This is a genomic window from Bacteroides sedimenti, assembly GCF_040365225.1.
GTDB classification, from domain to species: Bacteria; Bacteroidota; Bacteroidia; order Bacteroidales; family Bacteroidaceae; genus Bacteroides; species Bacteroides sedimenti.
Window position 1 is genome coordinate 257,626 of record NZ_AP028055.1, and the last position, 22,755, is coordinate 280,380.

At 41.0% G+C, this 22,755-nt stretch carries 15 protein-coding genes; 11 read left to right on the top strand and 4 right to left on the bottom strand.

The features are described 5' to 3' along the window. Positions 1-78: 78 nt before the first annotated feature. The 4 genes from ABWU87_RS00950 to ABWU87_RS00965 all read left to right on the top strand — a co-directional run bounded on the left by ABWU87_RS00950 (position 79) and on the right by ABWU87_RS00965 (position 6,840). A complete protein-coding gene (locus ABWU87_RS00950) occupies positions 79-501 on the top strand; it encodes a hypothetical protein (protein WP_353332404.1) in 423 nt (140 codons plus the stop codon). 821 nt (positions 502-1,322) lie between these two features. Then, the gene (locus ABWU87_RS00955) at positions 1,323-3,401 is read left to right on the top strand and encodes a carboxypeptidase-like regulatory domain-containing protein (RefSeq protein WP_353332406.1); all 2,079 of its coding nucleotides are present in this window, start codon (positions 1,323-1,325) and stop codon (positions 3,399-3,401) included. 26 nt (positions 3,402-3,427) lie between these two features. Then, positions 3,428-6,277 (top strand): hypothetical protein, encoded by a 2,850-nt coding sequence (locus ABWU87_RS00960; RefSeq protein ID WP_353332408.1) that lies wholly within the window; start codon positions 3,428-3,430, stop codon positions 6,275-6,277. A 5-nt stretch (positions 6,278-6,282) separates the two neighbouring features. Next, the gene (locus ABWU87_RS00965) at positions 6,283-6,840 is read left to right on the top strand and encodes a DUF3575 domain-containing protein (RefSeq protein WP_353332410.1); all 558 of its coding nucleotides are present in this window, start codon (positions 6,283-6,285) and stop codon (positions 6,838-6,840) included. A 306-nt stretch (positions 6,841-7,146) separates the two neighbouring features. On the opposite strand, the gene ABWU87_RS00970 is transcribed toward ABWU87_RS00965, so the two are convergent. After that, positions 7,147-7,386: a hypothetical protein gene (locus tag ABWU87_RS00970; RefSeq protein WP_353332412.1), complete on the bottom strand. Its 240-nt coding sequence runs from the start codon at positions 7,384-7,386 to the stop codon at positions 7,147-7,149. A 688-nt stretch (positions 7,387-8,074) separates the two neighbouring features. Here ABWU87_RS00970 and ABWU87_RS00975 point away from each other — a divergent pair. Together ABWU87_RS00975 and ABWU87_RS00980 are read left to right on the top strand one after the other, a co-directional pair. Further along, positions 8,075-9,574 carry a capsule assembly Wzi family protein gene (locus ABWU87_RS00975; protein WP_353332414.1) on the top strand — a complete coding sequence of 500 codons (1,500 nt, stop codon included), beginning with the start codon at positions 8,075-8,077 and terminating at the stop codon, positions 9,572-9,574. Positions 9,575-9,594: 20 nt separating this feature from the next. Then, entirely contained in the window at positions 9,595-9,975 is a 381-nt protein-coding gene (locus ABWU87_RS00980) for a lipocalin-like domain-containing protein (RefSeq protein ID WP_353332416.1), read from the top strand. Positions 9,976-10,135: 160 nt separating this feature from the next. On the opposite strand, the gene ABWU87_RS00985 is transcribed toward ABWU87_RS00980, so the two are convergent. Continuing rightward, positions 10,136-11,260, bottom strand: coding sequence for an MraY family glycosyltransferase (locus ABWU87_RS00985; protein WP_353332418.1), 1,125 nt, complete (start codon positions 11,258-11,260; stop codon positions 10,136-10,138). Positions 11,261-11,751: 491 nt separating this feature from the next. Then, positions 11,752-11,979, bottom strand: coding sequence for a hypothetical protein (locus ABWU87_RS00990; protein ID WP_353332420.1), 228 nt, complete (start codon positions 11,977-11,979; stop codon positions 11,752-11,754). Positions 11,980-12,563: 584 nt separating this feature from the next. Between ABWU87_RS00990 and ABWU87_RS00995 the strand changes: the two genes are divergently transcribed. Then, positions 12,564-13,937 (top strand): leucine-rich repeat domain-containing protein, encoded by a 1,374-nt coding sequence (locus ABWU87_RS00995; protein WP_353332422.1) that lies wholly within the window; start codon positions 12,564-12,566, stop codon positions 13,935-13,937. A 298-nt stretch (positions 13,938-14,235) separates the two neighbouring features. After that, the gene (locus ABWU87_RS01000; RefSeq protein ID WP_353332424.1) at positions 14,236-15,294 is read left to right on the top strand and encodes an acyltransferase; all 1,059 of its coding nucleotides are present in this window, start codon (positions 14,236-14,238) and stop codon (positions 15,292-15,294) included. 251 nt (positions 15,295-15,545) lie between these two features. Here the strand turns inward: ABWU87_RS01000 and ABWU87_RS01005 are convergent, their stop codons facing one another. Next, positions 15,546-16,124, bottom strand: a complete 579-nt coding sequence (locus ABWU87_RS01005) for an RNA polymerase sigma-70 factor (protein ID WP_353332426.1) — start codon at positions 16,122-16,124, stop codon at positions 15,546-15,548. 288 nt (positions 16,125-16,412) lie between these two features. Between ABWU87_RS01005 and ABWU87_RS01010 the strand changes: the two genes are divergently transcribed. From ABWU87_RS01010 to ABWU87_RS01020, 3 genes are read left to right on the top strand one after another with little or no spacing between them, the layout of a single operon-like run. Next, the gene (locus tag ABWU87_RS01010; protein ID WP_353332428.1) at positions 16,413-17,432 is read left to right on the top strand and encodes a FecR domain-containing protein; all 1,020 of its coding nucleotides are present in this window, start codon (positions 16,413-16,415) and stop codon (positions 17,430-17,432) included. 33 nt (positions 17,433-17,465) lie between these two features. Then, positions 17,466-21,035 (top strand): SusC/RagA family TonB-linked outer membrane protein, encoded by a 3,570-nt coding sequence (locus ABWU87_RS01015; protein WP_353332430.1) that lies wholly within the window; start codon positions 17,466-17,468, stop codon positions 21,033-21,035. A 29-nt stretch (positions 21,036-21,064) separates the two neighbouring features. After that, positions 21,065-22,717, top strand: coding sequence for a SusD/RagB family nutrient-binding outer membrane lipoprotein (locus ABWU87_RS01020; RefSeq protein WP_353332432.1), 1,653 nt, complete (start codon positions 21,065-21,067; stop codon positions 22,715-22,717). The last annotated feature ends 38 nt before the right edge of the window (positions 22,718-22,755 follow it).

Consider the following 22,755-nt stretch of genomic DNA (forward strand, 5'->3'; position numbering starts at 1 on the left):
TAAATCAGTGCAATATTCGATATTGTAACTGGTTATAAAGCTATTTAACTATTGTGTTTAACTAATAAATCGTGAATTATGAAAAGATTAATTTTGTTTGTGGCATTTATGCTGACTGTATGTCTTACTGCAAATGTAGTAGCTCAAGGAACAGCCAAGAAAAAAGAAGTTAAGAAAGAACAAACTGCAACAGTGAAAAAGGAAGCCCAGAAAGAGGTGAAAACTGCAAAGGAAGCAACTAAAGCTGAAGCAAAAGGTATAAAAAAAGAAGGTAAAGAAGCCGTTAAGGGAGCTAAAGAAGGCGTTAAGACCACCCATAAAGAGATGAAGAAAGAGATGAAGAAGGGTGAAGGTAAAGCTATGGGAGCCCCTAAAGGAGAAATGCCTAAAGTTAAAAAAGAAATGAAGAAGGGTGAAACCAAAGTAAAGGAAGCTCCTAAGGGAGAAATGAACAAGGCTAAAAAAGAAATGAAAAAAGAAGTTGAGAAGAAGGTTAAATAACGAATCTTGTATAATATCTGCAAACCCTGCCATTAACTAGTAATGACAGGGTTTTTTGTTGATATCGAAGTAATGATTAGATAAATAAAAATTCATATTTTTATGATAATAATTTATTGACTATGAATTAAAAATCATACACGATAGATTTTTATTTTAAGGCGTAAGAATTAAAAAGATAGGAGTAAGATTTTAAATATTAGGCGGTATGTTTTTGTTATTAAATATTTTTGTATCTTAGCAAAAAAAATAAATTTATCTGAAGCGTTTTATACTCTTATAAATATAGATGGATAATTTTTTTGTTTGCTATCTCATCCAGAGAACATAATGTCTGCATGGAGATTTAATGTTGATAATTTATTGATTAAAATAATGTGATTAATTCAGAATTGTTATCAGTTCAATTCCCTTTCACAATCCCTAACCATGTTGCCCTGCTGTCTGTCAGACAGCAGGGCAAATTTGTAAATAGAGTGCGGTAAAGATGTTGAGTACAAATTTTGATAATTGCATCACATATCGGCAGTTCACTGCGTTTATTTACCTTGCTGCTTATTTCTAAATGGTATTAAAGAATTAGTCTTCAAGTATCTGTGAAAAAATAAATTTTTTAAATTTAACCAAACCGTAATGTTAAGAGAGTTAATTAGATAAAAAAAACATTCCTATACTATCATTCAACAAATTTATTATTAATTTCGCCATCAGAAGTTAAAATACAAGTGAACACGACGCATGTCCGGAAATTGTTTTAGGCCATTAGTAAAGCACTTCCGTTGCAATGCAGCGCAACCTAACCAATTATGAATGTTCAAAACATGACGAATCTGACTGACCTATGCCGGAGAAGTGCTCTGGTGTTAATGATTCTGTTTTTTATATATCTGCCCGTCACAGCACAAGTAATTAAGGTGCGGGGAACTGTTGTCAATGAATCAGGCGAACCCGTAGAACGCGTGAATGTTATTAATGAAAAAGATAACGTTTCTGTAAGCACCAATGAAGATGGAAAATATGCCATCACAGTTAGCAACACAGGTAAACTGAAATTCTCGCACATGAACTACACTACCGAAATTGTGGAGGTGAAAGGGCAACTGCAAATCAATGTGAAATTAATAAAAAAGGCACAGATGATTCAGGAGGTTGTAATTCAAGGGAAACTGGTCAAAAAGAAAAAAGATCCTATTATTGAACCTACCAATATTGAAATTCACGGAAACTGGGCTATAGTGAGAACTTCAATCAGTCCGAACGTGAAATTCAACTCATTCAACCGTCTGGTAATGCAACCTTATGTGTACAATGAGACAAAAAAACAGAAATATCTCCTTAAACCGATGTCGATAGACGGGAGGGAATACAACATCACCCAGACTCGTATGTACGATTTTGATATCAACAAAGACCCCTTGTCAAAGTACATCGTAAAAAAGCAGGGTGAACGGGTACCTTATGTTGATTCGCTATATATGGAGAACAGTAACGACCTGTGGAGATGCGATGCCGTGCAGGCGGTGGCCGATTATGAAAATATACTGTTCGCGGATACGGTGGTAATAGCAAACGGAATAGTGAACCCGCTCAGATTCCTGAAGTTCGATTTTGCGGGAGACATGATAACCGATCAGGCATATTACCCAATAGACGAGCCACAACTCAGAGACGACCGCGCACAGATGAACCTCAAATTCCCGATAGGAAAGGCAAGCCTGGATATGCACGACTCAACGACGGTTGCCGATCTTACTTTGCTCAAAATGAAACTGAAAGAACTTGAAAGTAATCAGGATGCTCAGCTGAGCAAATTCGAGATTAACGGATATGCCTCGCCGGAAGGTGGCTATGAGCGGAACCGCACATTGGCGGCACAGCGTATGGAGGTGGCTATGAAGGAGATTCTGAGCGTGCTGTCAGCTGGAACTAAGCAAAACCTAAAACCGAAAAGTAGTTCAAATGTGGCCGATTGGGAGATGGTGGCCGATCTGATGATGAAAGACTCTCTCAAGAGCGAAGCTGCCGAGATCTCAGAAATCATACGTAAATATCCGAAGAGTAAAGACACACAGTGGAAAAAGGTCCTGAAATTGCCATACTACCGACTCATTGCAGATAAGTATCTGCCCCGACTGAGAAAGGTGGAATATGAATATCAGTTTAAGATTTATCGACTGTTGACTATGCCAGAAATCAAAGACTTGTATAACAGAAATTACAAGGAACTGACTAAATACGAATTCTTTAAACTATATCGTGGGGAAAAGAATCCGGCACAGAGTGAAGTTATTGCACGCAGAGCCCTCGAGGTTTACCCTAATTTTATGGTTGCCGCATGTGATCTTTCTGCCATGCAGCTGAAAAAAGGGGTGGCCGACTCGAAACTACTGGAGAGGTTCGCTGGTGAGAAAGCCCCCGAGCAGCTTAATCTGAACCAGGTGGCATCGCTGCTGAAGGAACGGAGGTTCTCGAAAGCCGACTCGGTAGCCCATTTCCTGAGCGACAATGAAAAGACTGCAAAGATAAAGGCTTATACCGATGTGCTGAACCATCGCTTTAGCGAAGATAACTACAAGATTGTAGCTGCATCCGGAAAGCTGAACGAAGTGGTGATGTTGCTGGCCATGAAACGCAATAATACAGCATACAAACTCTCGAAAACTCTGTCTGACGATACTGCAGAGAATCTCTACATCAAGGCAATTTGCGCCAACCGGGCTTCGAAAGAGGCTGCCGATATCAATGCCAATGCAATGCTTTACATGGAAGCGATGGATCTGCTAAAGGCGGCTATCGAAAAGGATGGATCGTATAAACGGATGGCGGAGAATGATGCTGACATCATTGATCTGCTGAAGGATGTGATGGGGCAAAATAAAAATCAGGCTGCAGGAGAATAATTAATGCAACAAGAAGTTGAACGACGATGAAACAGACAACACATTACACACAGATAAAACAGTATTTCAGAAAATCCCTGACCACCTTATTAGCATTATTTCTGATAACAATCAGTCTAAATGCACAGAATCAGGGATCGTATTCAGACTATTTGAAATACGCATTGCAGAAGATTCCGGCGTTTAAAACCTTTCACGGCGAAGATTCCATTCCACACTACTTCCTGCAGTTATACACAGGGCCATCGTACTCATTAGTGCCTAATCCAAAGTACGGATTGAAGCATCCGGGGCTGGAAACGGGGCTGGCCTTAGGTAAATGGTTTACGCCAATTCACGGAGCGCGCGTAGGACTTTTTGGAAGATACTATAAATTTGCCAATGGCAAAAGAACCAGTGAAATTGGAACCAGTTTAGATTATTTGATGAACTTTTCGGCTCTGGCTGGTGATTTCAATGCGAAAAGAAAATTCGAATTGGTTGGAGTTGCCGGAGGTGAATACTTCTTCCCGCCATTTAAGGAAGGTTACAACGGAGCATGGGGAATTCGTACCGGGTTGCAGGCACGCCTGGCAGCCGGTTACGGTAATGTGTTCTTTATGGAGCCACGAATCGGTATTTATTCAGATAATATGGACTTTATGGATTCCTGGCGAGGCTATAACATTGCCGGTTCGCTGGTAGCAGGAGTTGAATTCAGATCGATTCCGCGGAATATCCGTTCAGTAAAACCATTCTCTTCGTCAACATTCAAAGAAAACTCGTTCCTCTTCTCGGGACTGGGATTGGGTGGACAACTGGTTCCCGGTGGCTCGGATATGAGCAACTTTGTTGGAGGAAGCTTCTTTGCCGGTGCAGGAAGATGGTTTTCCCCTTTATCGGGTGCTCGCCTCACAGGAATGGGAGCAGTCTTTAAATATCCTGTGACAAAATATAAAGTGAGTACCATAGGAGCGATGGCAGACTATCTGTTTAATGTGAGCAACGCTTTCTATGGCTACGAGCCCAATCGCACATTCAGTTTGATAGCAACCGGAGGAGCGGGATATCAGTATGTGAAGAGCAAGCACGATAAAAATCTTTTTGTGCTTGGAGCCGGCATGCAGGCTTCCCTCAGGCTGAACGATGAAATGCGTTTCTTTGTGGAACCAAGACTCAATTTCTCTCCTTTAGATTATTATACTTCGGGAACAAATGATTACCGCGGCACACGCTCAAACTTTATGGTGAATGCTGGTCTTGAACTCTATGCTAACCCAATGCATATAAAAGGAGAACGTAATAGACTGATCAGCGAGAGCTGGCTGGACAATACTTTCGTAGGATTAACCTTTGGTGCTAACTCGCCTTTGAAACAGGCTGCCTTCTTTAAGGTCGATGTAGACCCCAGAGTTGGTGGGTATCTGGGAAAATGGTTCACCGGAACCTCTGGAGTACGGTTGAGTGCAGATGTAGCCAGGTTGTGGAAAAGTAAAACAGCCCCCAATGGTAAGATTGCAACCATCAGTGCCGACTATCTGCTGAACATCTCTTCTTTGATGAACGGATACGATCCGCAGCGCAGTTTTGAGTTGATAGGTGTGGCTGGCGCCAATTTGGCTTTCCGGTCTACATCTCTGACAAGTAGGAGTTATCTGGGTGGAGAGCTCGCCTTACAAGGGCTGTGGAATCTGACTCCATCTTTCGGCATCTTCCTTGAACCGCAAATGCGTTTGTATGGAAACCGTTTCTCGGAAAGTAATATTCGCTTTGCAGAGATGGATTGTGTGGCTGCATTGATGACTGGTATTAATGTGAGACTGAACAATTGTACCAAGGAACAGAGAACACTCTTCAAAAAAGAGGATAAAAATCATAAATACTTTACTTTGTCAGCCGGTACAGCTTTTCTGGCTACGCACATCAGACGACCAAATGCTTTTGGAATATCCGGACAGATGGCTATGGGTAATTGGATTAACCCGGTAGCCGGATGGAGAATTGGAGTTAGCGGCGAGTATAAACAGGAAAAAGGCGTGAAATATGTCTATGCAGGTACCGAGGCAGATTATATGGTTAGTTTGTCGACTATGGCACTTGGATATGATCCTGAAAGAAGAATAAATCTGAATGCATTCGCTGGTGTGAATGTAGGACTCGATTATGAGCGCTCAACGATGGGATTTGCTCCCGGAATAAGTGCGGGTGGACAGCTATTGTTCAAAGCATCTTCAACTACTGATTTCTTTGTGGAACCGAAACTAACGGTTCGCTCTACACTGAGAAACAATCCGGACCAAGCGGCAAGAGGCATGATGAACGTACATGTAGGTATGAATTATAAGTTTTCTTCCGAAAATATTGGGCGCTCCGAAGAGTTTAAAACTGACGAGCATTACAAATATTTCGTTTCGGCTACACTGGGAGCCGGAGGATTCGGACGGTCGTACTACGGGAAATTCTATTCGAAAAACGTAACGGGTATGTTTGGTGCTGCAGTTGGAAAGAGAGTAACTCCGGTTTCTTACCTCCGCTTCGGGGTGAACGGCAAAAGCTTTAGAAATGCTGCGAATGGTGATAAGGTAAACGTTGCGGCATTGAATGCCGATTATCTGATGAACCTGAGCGTACTGGGTGCAGGATATGACAAGGATCGAAAACTTGAACTTCTTGGTGTGCTAGGAGGCACTCTGAACTTTGCATCAAGCGATATGTTGGGCTCATCTGTTCCACTAGGTGTAAAGGCCGGATTGCAAGGAAAATTGAACCTTTCGCCCAGAGTAGACCTGACAATGGAACCGACAATGAATTGGTACAACAAACCGCTTGATGGCAGTACAGCCAGAAGAGGGAAAGCTTCTGCGGAAGTTTATGTGGGTGTTAACTACAAATTTTAATAGAAATGATTGCAACAGCACTTTATAATAACTTAAAAAGAATTGTTCTTCTGATTGTCCTGGCTATTGGGGCAGCTTCCGCTATGGCACAGCGCATTGCGCTGAAAACAAATACACTTTACCTGGCAACGGCGTCTCCCAACATTGAGACAGAATTTCGTATGGGTAAGCATTTCACACTGGACCTTAGTGTGGCTGGCAACTTTTCGACCATTAACGGAAATCAGCTTCATTTTCAACAGGTGTCGCCTGAACTGAGATACTGGTTCAGCAGACCCATGGCCCGCCACTTTGTGGGAGTAACAACTTCTGGTACAAACTATAATTTCCGCTTCAAGGATCATGCGTACGATGGTGATGCACTCGCTGCCGGATTTACTTACGGTTTCGATTGGGTTATCAGTCGCCGGTGGAACCTGGAGACATCTATAGGTGCCGGAATGTTGAAATATCGTTGCTTTGATTATAAAGAAGGAGAGGTAAAGCCGCTTTCTCCGAATAAGGATAAAACTATTTTTGCTCCAATCAAGCTGGGATTAACAATATCATATATTTTGTACTAATTGTACTTTTGGCTTGATCCAGAAGTATCAAAAGTTTTTTTAGCCCGATTCAAAAGCATCAAAAGTTCTTTTTTGGTTTTTTTGCTGGTTTGAACTGCTTGTTCTTTTGTCTAGATACAAAAGAACCAAAAAATCACGGCTGCACGATCTCCGCTACTCCATGTGCTGGTTCCGCTAAAGAAAAAGAACTCGCTAAAGCTCAAACAGCTTTTTCTTTTTTACGCTACACCAGCTCACTCCGTTTTACGCTGCGACCATGAGGCCGGTCCTTCTGCGGGTTTGCAGCGTTGTTTTGCTCGCTTTTCTTTAAATCACCAACTTACCCGCTTTATGCTGCAATCGTGAGGCCGATGCTTTTGCGTTATCGGAGCTAATGCAATTGTGTAACGGTTTAACATTGATCGCTTCGCTCGCTCGTTTTGAGGTGGACTTTGACTCGCTATCGCTGGCAGTTTCGCTTCGCTCGCTTTCCTTAAAACCACCTCTCACTTCGCTTTGCGCTTCAATCTCGAGGTTGGTCATTGGAGTGATATTATATTTTTGCATTGCCTATCATCTCTATAAATGCAAAATTATCTTTTTACAGTATTCATTCTGTCCCTCTAGTGTTGTCTCTAAATGTTGTTTCGCCTTGTTATTCAAGCCACTTATTGAGTGGTTTAATAATTAATCCCTCTGCATTTTTTTGTTTTTATTAAAATCAACATTGTTTTAAACTCTTTTTCGTAAATTATTGTTTTCTAAATATATTGGGGATAATAATCAGCTAATAATCAATGCAAATATTTCAGGGTAACAGAGATACAAAATGTTGTAATTAATAAATCGGGATAAAAGACAGTAAGTGTACTGGTTTAAGCGGAAAGAAGACTGTTTTTTTAAATAGGTCACTGAGAATGAAAAAGCAGATGTGAATTTGTAATGTTTTCATTCCTCAGGAAAGTAAAGGAAGAATAGGGGATACTGAAAATAAACGGGCTAAAAGTAGTAAAACCGCAACGGTGGGTTCTAAGGTTGAAAATGATTCTTATGAATTAGGTTTTATTACAGCTGACAAATGCTTGCGGGATAGCGGATTAGTTTAGTTTTAACCTCATGGCTCTTTTAGTAAATCAATGAAAACAGAGTCAAGGCAGTTATAAGAGTGCGTTTCTGTAAACAGAAATAAATATTGAAAGGGTAAAAAGAACTAGATAAATAGGACTATCTAGTAATATTAGTGTAAATTTGCATCATGAACAAAATGTGGTTTGCAAATCTGTTTGCTTCTGTTCTTGTAATGAGTGCCGGAGCTCAGAACGTGCCAGAGTTATATCCATCGGAACAAAATGCTGACATGCTTCATCCATCTCTTACCTGGTTGGTGGAAACCGGGATGACTCTCTCAAAAGGAGAACACTCGCCCCTTTGGCTAAATGCTAACATGCAAGGACTCTCTTCCATCAATAGAAATAGTGGTTATCTGGCGGCAGGTGTTTTTTACGCATCCGACAAAAAAAATAAGTTCTCCTATGGTTTCGGATTGGAACTGGCAGGAGCCAGAAATTTTACTTCAGATTTTATAGTACAACAAGCTTACCTCGACATGAAGTATCGTTCGATTGGTCTGTCAATCGGTAGTAAGGAGAGGTACAGTGAACAGGTAAACAGAGAGCTCTCCAGCGGAGGCTTGGCTCTGTCGGGAAATGCAAGACCAATACCTCAGGTGCGGGTTGAAGTTCCTGATTATACTGCAATTCCATTTACTAATAGTTGGCTTTTATTTCGTGGGCATGTTGCTTATGGCCGTTTTACGGATGATAGCTGGCAGAAAGAGTTTGCCGGACCGAGCGGCAACCGCACATCAGGAACACTTTATCATTCAAAGGCTCTTTATTTGAAAGTGGGTAAAAAAGAACGTTTCCCGGTAACATTCGAAGCAGGAATACAGATGGAATGTCAATTTGGTGGTACACGTTATTATTCTGACGGAACTACTTTTAAGATGCCAGCCAGAATAAAGGATTTCTTGAGAACTTTTGTACCCAGTTCTGGAGATGGGAGCACGCCGGAATCAGATCAAGCGAATATAGAGGGCAACCATTTGGGAAGTTATCATTTCTCACTGAATTATCAACTGAAAAAATGGAATCTGCATGCCTATTATGAACACTATTTTGAGGATCACTCCATGCTAGGGATTAGTTATCCTTGGAAAGACGGACTATTTGGATTGGAACTTACTCCTCCGGCCAACAGAGTGATTAGTGGAATTTTATACGAGTATATCGGCAGTAAGGATCAGAGCGGAGCTGTTTTCTGGAATCACAATAATGTTATCAACGAACAGATCAGTGCTCGCGACGACTATTATAACAATGGCTTTTATAATGCATGGCAACATTGGGGTATGGCATTAGGGAATCCGTTGTTTATATCACCCATTTACAACTCTAATGGAGAGATTACTTTCCGTAGTAACCGGATAAAAGCGCATCATCTGGGAATTTCGGGAAAGCCTTTTGCCGGAATTAAATACAAGGTATTGCTTTCTCGTAGTGTTAGCTGGGGAAATTATAGCCGACCGTTCAAAGAAGTTGTAAAGAATACCTCAGGTATGCTCCAAGTGAGTTATGAACCTGGCAGACTTCCCGGGTGGAGCTTCACGGTTGCCGGAGCAATGGATAGGGGAGGCATGTTAGGAGATAATAGCGGAGGGATGGTTGTTGTCCGAAAGACTGGAAAACTGTGGTAATATCAAAAATAATTATTGCTATGAAAAAGATATTTACGATTATACTGCTAATGGCAACATGGCTTTTACCATCTTGTGATAAAACACCGATTAACGGTGATATGGATGGAATGTGGCAGTTAATGACGATTCAATATAAGGATCTTTCAGAGAAGCAGCCAGAGCAACTGTATTATTGCATTCAGTTGCATATGGTTCAGTTGCAGGGAGCAGCCTTTTGTAGTGGAACGTTTCAGCATACTGGAGATTCTATACAGATGGTAATTAGGCAGCAGAATATTGATGCAGTCTCTGCTTATGGAATGAATGATACTATCCAAAAGTTTTATATTGAACAACTTTCTTCACAAAAAATGGTACTGAAATCTTCTTTTGCAAGGCTGTCATTCAGAAAATTCTAATAGGATTCTTTGATTCTGATAGAAATCAAATCACGAATCAAAGTCTGTATGTTTTTTAGTAATTTCTAATGTAGGAGTTATTAACATTGTTCGCTCTGTTTCTCCTTCTCGGATTGGGAGTTTGCGTTATTACCAGCCCGGTACCACCATTACTACTTCTTTAGAAAAAAAGAGCAAAACGGGTCTTTTGTTTTTTCTTCAAAGCGTTGAGTAGTTGTATCAGTCCAAACCAAAGGGCAATATCAAAAAGAAAAACCAGATTGATGTTGACAATATGAACCATCATTATGTTGAAAATTACCAGAGACTGTGCCCAGAAGACAATGTTGATCATTACTTTTCGGTGTGACAGGCCCAAATCAAGCAGTTTATGATGCAAGTGTCGCCTGTCTGGCATGAACATTGATTTACCTTTAATAGCGCGTTCAATCATCACTCGCAAGGCATCAAACAGAGGAATGAAAAGTGCCGAAAGAGAAATGAGGGCAGGTGAATCAACTGTTCCGTAGCTACTTGGAATATTCATGGCAAAACGAATGCCAAGATATGCCAGCAGGAACCCCAGAGAAAGCGATCCTGTATCGCCCATAAAGACTTTCCGGTTTGTGTTGAACACGTTATAATAAAAGAAAGGAATAAGAATTCCTACTAAGATGACACAGATCAGCGAATAGAAGAACATGCTCCGGATAAAGAACATGGTGCCCAGAGAAATTAAAGCAACGCCGGCAATACCCGATGCAAGCCCGTCGGCTCCATCTATAAGGTTCATTGCATTGGTGATAAACACGGTAAGTAAGATGGTAAAAGGTACACCAAACCATGCAGGAACTTCGTTTATACCGAAAAGTCCGTTGAAATCGTTAATGTACAAACCGCCTGAAACAAGCAGACAAGCAGCAATAAACTGTGCAAGCATCTTATGCGAATAACGTGAACCGACCAAATCATCCTTGATCCCAATACCCGCCAATACAATGCTTCCGGCAACAAAACCAACCATTTTCCGCAAGGCAGTTCCAAAGATCGTCACAGTTTCTATAGGAGATTGCTTGATTATAATCAAAGAACAAATTGAAAATACAAGCATCAGGATAGGAAGAAAAGTAATGCCAGCAAGTCTGGGCACGGGGGTAATATGTGATTTTCTACCATTGGGAATATCATAAAGCCCTTTCTTCTTTGCAATATAAATGATGCGCGGAAGAGCCATCATTTCGAGTGCAATGGATGAGGTCAGAGAAAATAATAATAATCCAATCAGTAAGTAGTAGTCGTTAATCATGTTTGTTAAATTTATAGCTGTCGCAGTTGAACCCATTCTATTCAACTTTGCAAAGGTAAATAATTTTTTTTAAAAGCAAATATAATTAACATAAAAAGTATGACTTGTGTATAATTCAATATTTTTAAAAAATGGGAACAGATTACATCTCCCTTTTTTAGAAAATAAAGCCTCTGCTTCTTGTTTTTTATTATCTCAAGTGGTTTTCTAAATATTTAATTATCAGTTGTTATTATTTTAAATATAGTCAACGAAAGAACTATTTATATTTATAGAAAAACTATATTTAAGGCTATCATGGTTTATTTTATACATTGCTAATTGACACAAATTTTTATAACTCTTATAATAGCTGATATTTCTATATTGTTAACTATAAATGTTTATTTTAATTAATATTAAAGATTTGTGCACAAATACGTTTTTTATTTTGTTGCTTTTTGTCAGTTTGTCGTTTTATTCATTTAATAAATATAAATAAGAGCCCGATTTTATTTCTCACAGGCAGCATGTGCGGTTTCTTTTTGTTTTCCTTTTATCTTGTATTGTCTGTTTAACCTGATGGTGAGGCTCAGATCTCCTGATAAGACCTCGGGTATTCTAAAAATAGAATTGAACATATATACGGATAGATTTATACCCATCATGTAGAGTTCTTGATTTTCACATTCAGAAAGTTTATTGTGTGCTATCTTTTCGTATAAAAATATTGTTTCCATATTCATAAGAAAATTGAGATTTTAATACCTATGTCCAATTACTTGTATTCTAGCTTTTATCTCACTTCTTATATCCATTAAACAGCAACCGAATAGACTTTATGATTATGTTAAAATGTATAAATAAGTTAACATATGAGGTAATCGATTAAATATTATTATATTAGCTTAATCTATTCTTTATTGGAAAACATATTCATATGACGTGTGTTACTATTGTGTAATCGTACTGCTCCTGGTACTATCTGGAGATGCAGAATAAAGCGATTTATATTTGTAAAAACTCTCAGCTTGGAAGTGCTTGCTGAGATGCATAATTGACATTTTGAGATTGTTTCAGATTTGATTTTTCAGCTGAAATATGCAACATCTGATTTTAATGGTGTGAAGGACTTGCTGCTCTTTGTTTTTAGCGTCTTACCCCGTAAGCACTTTGTTGTGTTGACTGGTTTTTCGTTATTGTCAGGGGCTCAAAACCTCCAATCGGGAGATTGATGCAAGAAAAGGAGCAATAAGTCCGATCGCCATTAGATTTATGGCAAGTGTGCCATTCTTTAAAAATTATCTATTGTAAATTCCCGAATATGAAAGCTTTATACGCATTAAAAACAGCAGTGATAACAACATGCTTGTTATATGCTGCGGCATTTCAGATGCAGGGAAAAACCGCCACGGTAAATGTGGCTACTGCCGGAACACTCTCATCGCTTATACCCTCTGAAGATAAATATCTGATTGATACACTCACCGTAACGGGATACCTGAACGGTACGGATATAAAGTTCATTCGTGATATGGGAGGAAATGTTGATGGGTATCCCAGTGCCGGCATCTTGAAAGTGCTTAATATGACGGGGGCAGATATTGTTGCCGGTGGATCACCTTATTATACCTCTTACTCCACAGCTAAAGATGCTATTGGCTATTACTTTTTTGCCTATTGCGACAAGCTGAAAAGCATTGCTTTTCCCGATAAAGCGACTGTTATTTATAGTTATGCTTGCTACGGATGCTCGCTTCTGGCTTCGCTAACATTACCTACCAGTCTTACAACGATAGGTTCATACGGGTTGTATGGTTGCACTGCTCTTAAATCAATCACTTTACCCGATGCGCTGGTTAATATAGGCGAACGTGCATTTGAAAGTTGCGGAGCTTTAACCTCGGTGGTTATTCCTTCGAATGTGACCAATATCGGCGCTTTTGCCTTTAAAAGTTGTTCGAGCCTGGGAACAGTCACTATTCCCGATAACGTAACGAATATCGGAATGGCAGCTTTCCAGCTATGCACTGCTTTGGTTTCAATAAAGCTACCTGCCGGTATCACCACCCTAAGTGATGGGATGTTCTGGGGATGTTTGGCTTTAAAGTCGGTCACCCTTCCTGATGGGCTAACCTCTATAGGTGGGACTGCATTTTATAACTGTTCATGGCTCACATCCATTGTTATTCCCAATAGTGTGACCTCAATCGGTGCATCCGCTTTTGAGAACTGCTCAAAGATGACCTCGGCAACAATTGGTAAAAGCGTAGCCAACATCGGCTCGAAAGCATTTTATAATTGTACAGGGCTGAAGGAGTTTCATTCTTATCCTATGACTCCTCCGTCAGTGGCTACTGATGCATTTACAAACTCAACCTTTACCGATTGCAAACTATATGTGCCCACCGGAACTTATGCTGCATACCGGGCAGCATCTGTATGGGTAAACTTTGCCGATGTGGTTGAAGAGAGTGGCACAGGAATCAGTCAGACAGGAAAAGATGGCATCAGTGTGCTGGGTTATGAAGGAGGCATGAGTATTGATGTTCCCCGACCTTCAATGGTTGCGGTCTGCAACTCCGAAGGACAAACAGTGTATAACGGTGTGGTTGAAATGAGTACCCAACTTGTTCTTAAAAAGGGCGTTTACATGGTTGCCGTAGGCAAAGCTGTATTCAAAGTTCTAGTTTACTGATTTTAGATTTTAAAGAGCTTTGATTCGTTCCCAATATAAATTTTAAAGTTCAGAATGCATCGCTAATACCTTGCTATTAGCGATGCATTTTTTTCTTCTTATTCAAAAATAAGGAGCTGCTACTGGTGCTCTGTTTCTATTTATAGCATCTACAACCATTCTTATCCACGCTGGCTGAAGATGTTGATCAGATCAATATTGTTCTTAATATCTGGTTGAGCATTGTCCGTCGGATTATTAGCATTATATTTGTCGGACTTTTCAACTTATCGAAAAGAAATAAACCGGCTTTACTACTATGACTAATGATGAATTGCAATCAAAATGTATTGATTTTCTGAGATTCCCGCTGATAGTAGGTGTGGTGTTTATTCATGCTTATGGTCAGGTAATTACTCTTCAGGCAGACGGATTACACTATCCGGTGTTTCATTATGTAAGAGAGATGATATCATCGGTTATTGGGCAGACTGCAGTTCCGCTTTTCTTTTTCATATCTGGATTTCTTTTCTATTATAATTCCATTCTGACTACAGATGACTACAAACGGAAGCTGAAGAGCCGGATGAGGACCTTGCTCATACCCTACCTGTTCTGGAACTTATTGGTACTGGCTTTTAACTATACAGCCCAGCATATTCCGGCAACTGCAGCACTCTTTTCAGGAAATCATAAAGCCATCAGCGAGTATGCACCTGTCGATTTCCTTAATGCATTCTGGGATGAACCTATCAGTGGACAGTTCTGGTTTATCCGCGATTTAATGATGATGGTGATATTAACCCCTCTGCTGAAATGGCTTTTAGTAAAATTGAAGCATTACAGTCTTTTCCTGTTTGGAATACTATGGTTTTTCGATATCTCGATACATGTTCCCGGAGTAGGGCCAAAAGCTCTGTTTTTCTTTTCAGCAGGGGCTTATTTCAGTATAAACCGATTGAACTTAGTTGACTGTTTCAAGCAATTTTTTCGTCTCACGCTGATTCTTTATCCGTTGGTGGTGATTGGGGCAACGCTTACATCAGGACAACCGGTATCTTTCTATCTGGTACAACTGAATCGCCTCTTGGGAGTGGTATTCTTCTTCAATCTGACAGCCTACTTTCTCGAACAAAATAAAATTACCTGCAGTGGTTTTCTAGCCACTGCAAGCTTTTTTGTCTTTGCCGCACACGAACCGCTGCAGTCTCTCCTTCGGAAATCGTTGCATAAAGTGCTGCAACCTCAGTCGGACGTGATGTTGGTGTTGCTCTACATACTGGTACCTGTAACTGTAGTATGCATCACCCTTGGCACCTATTTCTTGCTTCGTAAGTATCTTCCCCGGTTTGCTGCACTGATTACCGGTGGTAGATGATTCGATTCTTATCTTTATCTTACGCCATCAACTAATATTTCTTCATTGTAAAACCTGTGCTACACCCGGGTGGAAGCCATCTGTACACCCGGGTGTACCGGCTGCCTACACCCGAATGTACTGGTCTTGTAGATCCGGATGTACGGAAGAAAATCCGGTGGAGAAAGAACGATTCATATGGGAGATTTGTCAGGAATTCCTTTATTGAAGAAGTAATGTGATGGTCAAAGTGAATCGGTGGTGGTACTCTGTTAATTCAGCATATATATAATCAGAGGCAGATAATTCTTTAATTCTTTATGCAGGAATTTTACCGACTGGCTGATGCGGTAGTTTACGGTTTGGGGCGACACGTTCAGTTTCTCGGCAATCTCCTTATGAGTCATTCCATCCATCCGGCTCATCTCGAATGCAATGCGCTGCTCTTCGGGTAGTTTATTGATAGCTTCGGAAAGGAGAGTCATCAACTCGTTTTCCAGGTAGAAATCCGGATCGGTGAACTGTTCCTCGAACTTCTGAGTCATATCCTTCATAATGCGGTCTTTCATCTGATTGTGGGAGATTCGGTTGAGGGCCTTGTTCTTTACAATAACGAAGAGAAGTGATTTAAGAGACATTTCCGGAATAAGTGTTCCTCTGTTTTCCCAGAGCCACATCATGGTGTCCTGCACAATTTCTTCCGACTCCTCAAAAGATACATACTGAGAGGCGAATGCACACAATCCCTTATAGTAATAACGGAATACATTGTCGAAAGTATCTTCGTTGCCTGATTTCAACAGGCTAATTGTTCGGGCGTTGTCTTCTGGTTTGTTCTTTAGTAAAGTCATATCGGTTTGTAAATATCCGACAAAGGAAAATAAAACTTTCCAGACTTCAAAACCATACGCTTTTTATTCAATTATTTATAATTATTAAATAAAAAAGTGGTTTTTCGTTTAGTATATTATAAATTCTAATTGTATTATATTGAATGATAAATAAAAATGGGGTATAAGTTGATTATTGAAGGATTAATTATACCGTTAAAGATAGTTATTTCTACTTTTTTTTTAAAAAAATGCAATTTGCTTTAGTGTAGAAGTCTACTTGATTGTATTATATAAAAAGGCCGAAAAATGGAATTTGAAATTAATGATAAATTATTAATTGATTACCTGAAAGGAAATCTGGATGAGGAACAGCGCAAGGCCGTTACGGAGTGGTATGAAGCATCGCCCCAAAACCAAAAAGAGCTGGAAAATCTATACTTCACCCTCTTTGTAAGCGATCGGTTGGCAGTGATGGAGCGTATCAATGTAGAGAAATCGTTGCAGGATCTTAAAGCTCGTATTCGTGCCAAAGAGAATGAACTGATTGAAGAATCCGAAAGATGGTGGAAGGGTGCTTACCTTAAAAAAGCAATCATTGCCGCAGCAATTCTGGCTGGAGTTATCTTTGCCGGAGGCAATACGCTGAAGCACATGATAAGCAGCATGAACCAGTCGTTCATGGTATGTACGGCTCAAGGGGAACGCACCAAGGTACTTTTACCTGATGGAACGATGGTATGGCTCAACGCTTGCAGCCAGGTGAAATATTCTTCGTCGCTTTTTTCATCAGAAAGAAAAGTGGATATGGAAGGTGAAGCCTATTTTGAAGTAAAGAAAGACAAGCACGCACCATTTGTGGTAAACAGTTGCGGAGTAAGTACCCGGGTACTGGGAACCAAATTTAATATACGGGCAAATAAAGAGGAAGAAGAGGTGGTGGCAACCTTGCTCGAAGGTTCTATTCTTATTAAGGCTTCCGAACCGAAGGGGCAAGAGGCCAAAATGATACCAAACCAACAGATGCGGGTGAACAAGAATACCGGTGATATGAAACTAGCCAACGTGGACGATTCTTCTGCAGCAATCTGGTGGATGGAAGGAAAGCTTCACTTTGAGAAGGAAACCTTTGCCAATATGGCAACTACGTTTGAAAAACAATTCAATGTCAATATTGTCTTTATGGACGAAAAGATAAAGCAGGAACGCTTTACCTGTGATTTGGAGACTAAAGACAACATTTATCAGATACTATCCATTTTACGACTGACTAACAAATTTAATTATGAAATAAAGGACAGGAAAATACTTATCTACAGCATAAAATAGAACTGACTACTTACTAAACTAAACATTTTATATATGAAAAACAACTATTCAGGGCATTCTGTGCCCCAGGCTAACTATGTCCCTGCGTGGACGATTAAACTAAGCTTTTTTATATTTCTTTTTTTTCAATTTCTGTGTGCGGATGCCCAGAGTGAAAAGTTTACGCTCGTATCGAATAATGTTAGTATTGACAAGCTTTTCAAGGAAGTAAAAAAACAGACTAAACTGGATATTATCTACAATGTTAGTGATATAAATCCTGACAAAATTGTGGCTGTTAATGCTAAAAACGAAAAAATTACCGCTGTTCTGGATAAGGTGTTTTCGGGTTCGAACGTAACCTATGTTATCAATGGGAAGTACATTGTTTTTTCCGTGAAGAGTAATGCCAAACCGACCAAAAGTGTTCAATCTTCCACTAAAAACAGGGTGATTAAGGGGAAGGTGACAGATGCGGCCGGAGAGTCTTTGATCGGAGTAAATGTACAGCTGAAAGGAACCTCCACCGGTGTAATGACCGATATGGAGGGTAACTTTCAGCTTACCGTGCCGGGCAGTGGCGACCTGCTTTTTACATACATCGGTTATAAACAAGTTCTTGAGCCTTTAACCGATAATAAAAGCGTGTTCAACGTTGTTATGAAGGAAGATTCCAAGTTGTTGGATGAAGTTGTAGTCACTGCCATGGGTATTGAAAGAGCAGCAAAATCGCTGACTTATGCCACACAGACTGTTGGAGGTGGTGAACTGACCCGCGCAAAAGATGCCAACTTCATCAACTCCCTTCAGGGTAAGAGTGCCGGACTGGTGATTACTCCTAATACAGGGGGAGCCGGTAGCGCTTCAAAAATCCTGCTTCGCGGAAACAGCTCTATTGTAGGAGAGAACTCCCCACTGATTGTGGTGGACGGTATACCGATGCAGAATAAAGTAGAGGGACAATATGACGGAACCAGCGGAGGCGGTTATAAAATGGCTTATGCATCTTCCAGCGAAGGGGGCGATGCACTCTCGAACATCAATCCTGACGATATCGAATCAGTCACCATTCTGAAAGGAGCCAACTCGGCTGCGTTGTATGGTAAAGCTGCAGCCAACGGGGTGATAATGATCACCACTAAAAAAGGTAAAGAGGGAAAAATCAGTATCGACGTATCCAGCTCATCCATGTTCGAATCACCGCTGGTATTGCCAAAAATACAAAATGTTTTCGGTGGTACGATAAATCAGAATCAACTTTCGGCCAGCTCATGGGGAAAACCATTGAGCCAGATGACTGCAGAGGAACTTAAGATTCCAGGAGTTACAAACCATGCGCAGGATATGGTAAGTGACTTTTTCCAGACAGGTACAAACTTCAATAACTCAATCTCTTTCAGTGGCGGTTCAGAGAAAATGCAGAGCTACTTCTCTTATGGTAATACCATGGCTAAAGGGATAATTCCAAATAATAAATTCAATCGCCATAGCATGGCATTGAGACAATCTTATAATTTTCTGAATAAAAAATTGCGGTTGGACCTTTCAATGAATTACATCCAGCAAAAAAGCAATAACCGGGTGAGTGGCGGTACGGTGTTTAATCCGCTATATAACCTTTATCTGGCTCCCAGAAATCTGGATATGGGCTATTACAAGAACTTTGAGAAACCAGGTGAATGGCTTTCCGAGAAAATAACTGTGCTCTATGCCGGACCCAAAAATGTGGAGACTACAACCACAAATGTATTGCTGAAAGGAAATATGCAGAACTGGTTCCTGGGACGTGGGTCGGCAGGAGAAAACAATCCTTATTGGCTGACCAACCGTGTGACCAGCGAGACTTCAACCAGACATTTTTATGGAACAGCTGGATTTACCTATTCCATTCTTGATGGACTCTCTGCTCAGGCACGTTTGAGTTATGACCGTACCGATACAGACGGATCGGCTAAGATATACGCAACAACTGTAGCTCGCGAAGGAACACTGATTGACCGCGGACAATACAGTAATTCCAATGAATTCTTCTACGACATATTTACTGATTACCTGTTGAGCTATAATAAAAAAGTGTCCGACTACAACCTGTCGGGTAGCATGGGGTTCAGCTTTGACAAGAAGAGAGGAGAGAACTTCTGGATGCGCAATGCTGGTGCAACAAGCTATGCATATTACACTCAAAATGACATTAAGAATATTCCAACCAGCATCAACGTATTTCAACCTGATGCATCTTATGCAACTACACGTACGTATGGTGTATCCAGCGACTGGTCTAAAGCATTGTTCGTTACCGGATCTGTAGGATATAAAGAGATGGTTTATCTGGATGCAAGCTACCGTATGGACTGGGCACGCGCATTTACACAATTTAAATACAAGGGTGTAAAAGATCATTTCGGTTACTACTCTGTTGGTGCCAATGCATTGCTTAATGATATATTCAAAATGGGCGAACAGGTAAATCGTTTTAAAGTGAGATTCTCATATAGTGAGGTAGGTAACTCAGTACCAAACATCCTTTATAGCGGCCAGAAAGTGAATAATGGAACCGGCGGCGTGGTTGCAGTGGACTTTACCGATTGGGATCCTAAACCGGAAACCATGCGTTCTACAGAATTCGGTGTGGATTTAGGACTCTTCCGCAATAAGCTGGACGTTAACCTTACATTGTATAACTCACTCAGCTTTAATCAGTATTTGCCTACTACAAGTGCTACCGGAGCCATCAAACCAATTAACTCTGGAAAAGTACGTAACAGAGGGTTAGAGTCAACAGTGGCATACACATTTACTCCATCGAAAGATTTCTTCTGGAAAACCGGAGTGAACTTCTCTTACAACGAGAATAAGATTATTCAGACCTTTAAACATAGAAAGGATATTTATATTGGTATAGGAACTTCTGATAACCTGAAAGTGAAATTCCTGGAAGGTGGTTCATATGGCGATTTATACAGCAAGGATTTTGACCGCTACAACAAGTTTGAAGCGGAAGAAGGACTGGGAAAAGAGGGAGCCATAAAGCTAGACCCTCAGGGTAACCCTTCACTCCGTGCTCGTGGCGGACACAGTCGCTACTTGGGCAACATGAATGCGAAAGTTAACCTGGGATGGAACAACACCTTCGACTACAAAGGAGTATCTCTTTACTTCCTGATTGACGGAAAGATTGGCGGAAAGGTTATTTCATTCACAGAAGCATACCTGGATAAGAACGGAGTATCCGAACGTTCGGCTCAGGCACGTATGTCCAACCTTACCTGGACTGACAGCGATGGAAAGAAGTATCCTGCCGTGGTGATGCCTGATGGCAACCTGGCTGCAGCAGAAAAGTACTATTCTACCATTGGTAGCCAGATATTTGCTTCGGAATATGTGTACGACGCTACAAACTTCCGTTTGCGTGAGCTCTCATTGGGATATACATTCAAAAATTTGTTGGGTGCATCTACCCGCCTAAGCGTTTCGGCTGTGGCACGTAACCTGTTCTTCCTTTACAAACAGGCACCGGTAGACCCCGATGTTTCACTCTCAACAGCTAATGCACTGGGTGGAGTAGATATTTTCGGATTACCTTCTACCAGAAGCTTTGGATTAAATCTTAAACTGTCATTCTAATAATCATCCGACTAACAAAGACTACAATTATGAAAAATATAGGAAAATATAGCATCGCTCTTCTCTTTTCAATGGCGATGGGAGGTACAATCACCTCATGCACCGACGAGGTGGGAGATGTGGAAATTAATGTGGTGAAAGGTTCGACTGACTCATGTGCTACGGTAGAAGTAGCCAAAGGAATGATGTTTCAGGCGCTGGCCCTGATTCACGATACCCGCGAACACAAATACCAGTATCAGTTTAATCTGCACATTGACAACTATTCGGGCTATCTCTGTGTAGCTAATAACCTGGAAGGTCGTCTTCCTTCAACCAACTTTATGAATCCTAGCTTTGAGTCGGGTCCACTTGCCAACTTCCTGTGGGTAACCCGTCAGGTGGTGCCGGTAATGAATTCTGCCGAAAAGCTCAAATTCCCTGAATTGGGAGCTATTGCCAACATTGCATTCTGCTATTCGGCTCAGGAACTTACTGATGTTTACGGACCAATGCCTTATGCCGATTACAGAAAACTGAAGCAGGACCCTCCAATGAATTACATGTCTGTGAAGGATATCTATACCGATATCTTTGAACAGCTGAAGAAGTCGGTTGCTGTGCTAAAAGCAGCACAGCTGACTCCTGAAAAAGAGGCCGTGATTGCTTCGTTTGATAAGATTGCAGGCGGTAGCATCAACAACTGGATTAAGTTTGCCAATACGTTGCGTCTCAGAATGGCAATGCATATTAGAAAAATAGATCCGGCAAAAGCTAAACTGGAGGCAGAGGCTGCTGTAAGTGCCGGAGTGCTGGAAAGCGGTGATCAGAATATTGAGTACAATATTTCAGGAGGAAGACATCCCCTGTTCGTTATTTCCGACTCCTGGAATGACACCCGCCTGAACGCTTCGTTCGAAAATATTCTGAAACGTCTGGATAGCCCTATGTTGGCACATTTCTTTGCCGACAACGAAAAAATGATTCTGGACAAGACGGGAGCCGTTGTGGTGCCCGAACCACATGCGGTGTTTGAAGGAATCCGTTCGGGGACATCTGTGTTCAATAAGAACGATAATACCGGGGCATACCTGCTGTTCTCCAAACTGAACGCCAACTTTGCCGGCACCAACATTGCCATTATGAAAGTGGTGGAATCTATCTTCCTGCGTGCAGAAGGTGCACTTTACGGATGGAACATGGGTGGCACACCACAGTTCTTCTATGAACAAGGCATCAGAGAGTCGTTTATAAAAGAATTCTCAGACCGTATCGGAAACATCAAACTGAGAAAATACATGGCGCTTGCTGAGCCTTTGGATGTGAAATATGTGGATTTGTACGATTCAAAGAACAATTACTCCGACGTGAAGAATATGGTTCAGGTAGGTAACATGTGGAATGACACCGACACCAACGAACGCAAACTGGAACGTATCATGACACAGAAATACATTGCCAACTTCCCTATGTCGTTGGAGTCCTGGACAGATATTCGCCGTACCGGCTATCCTCGTCTTATCCCTGTGGTATATGATGCAGGCGACCACTCTACCAAAGGAGGTATTATTCGCCGTCTCCCATTCCAGCTGGAAGGTTCTGTGTCTGAAGATGATGTTTACAGCACAGGTATCCCGGTGCTGGGAGGAGAAGACTATCAAGGTACCCGTTTGTGGTGGGATGTAAATGCTCCAAATTTTTAATCGATGAAGAATCTTAATCACCTAAGAAATAGTAACAT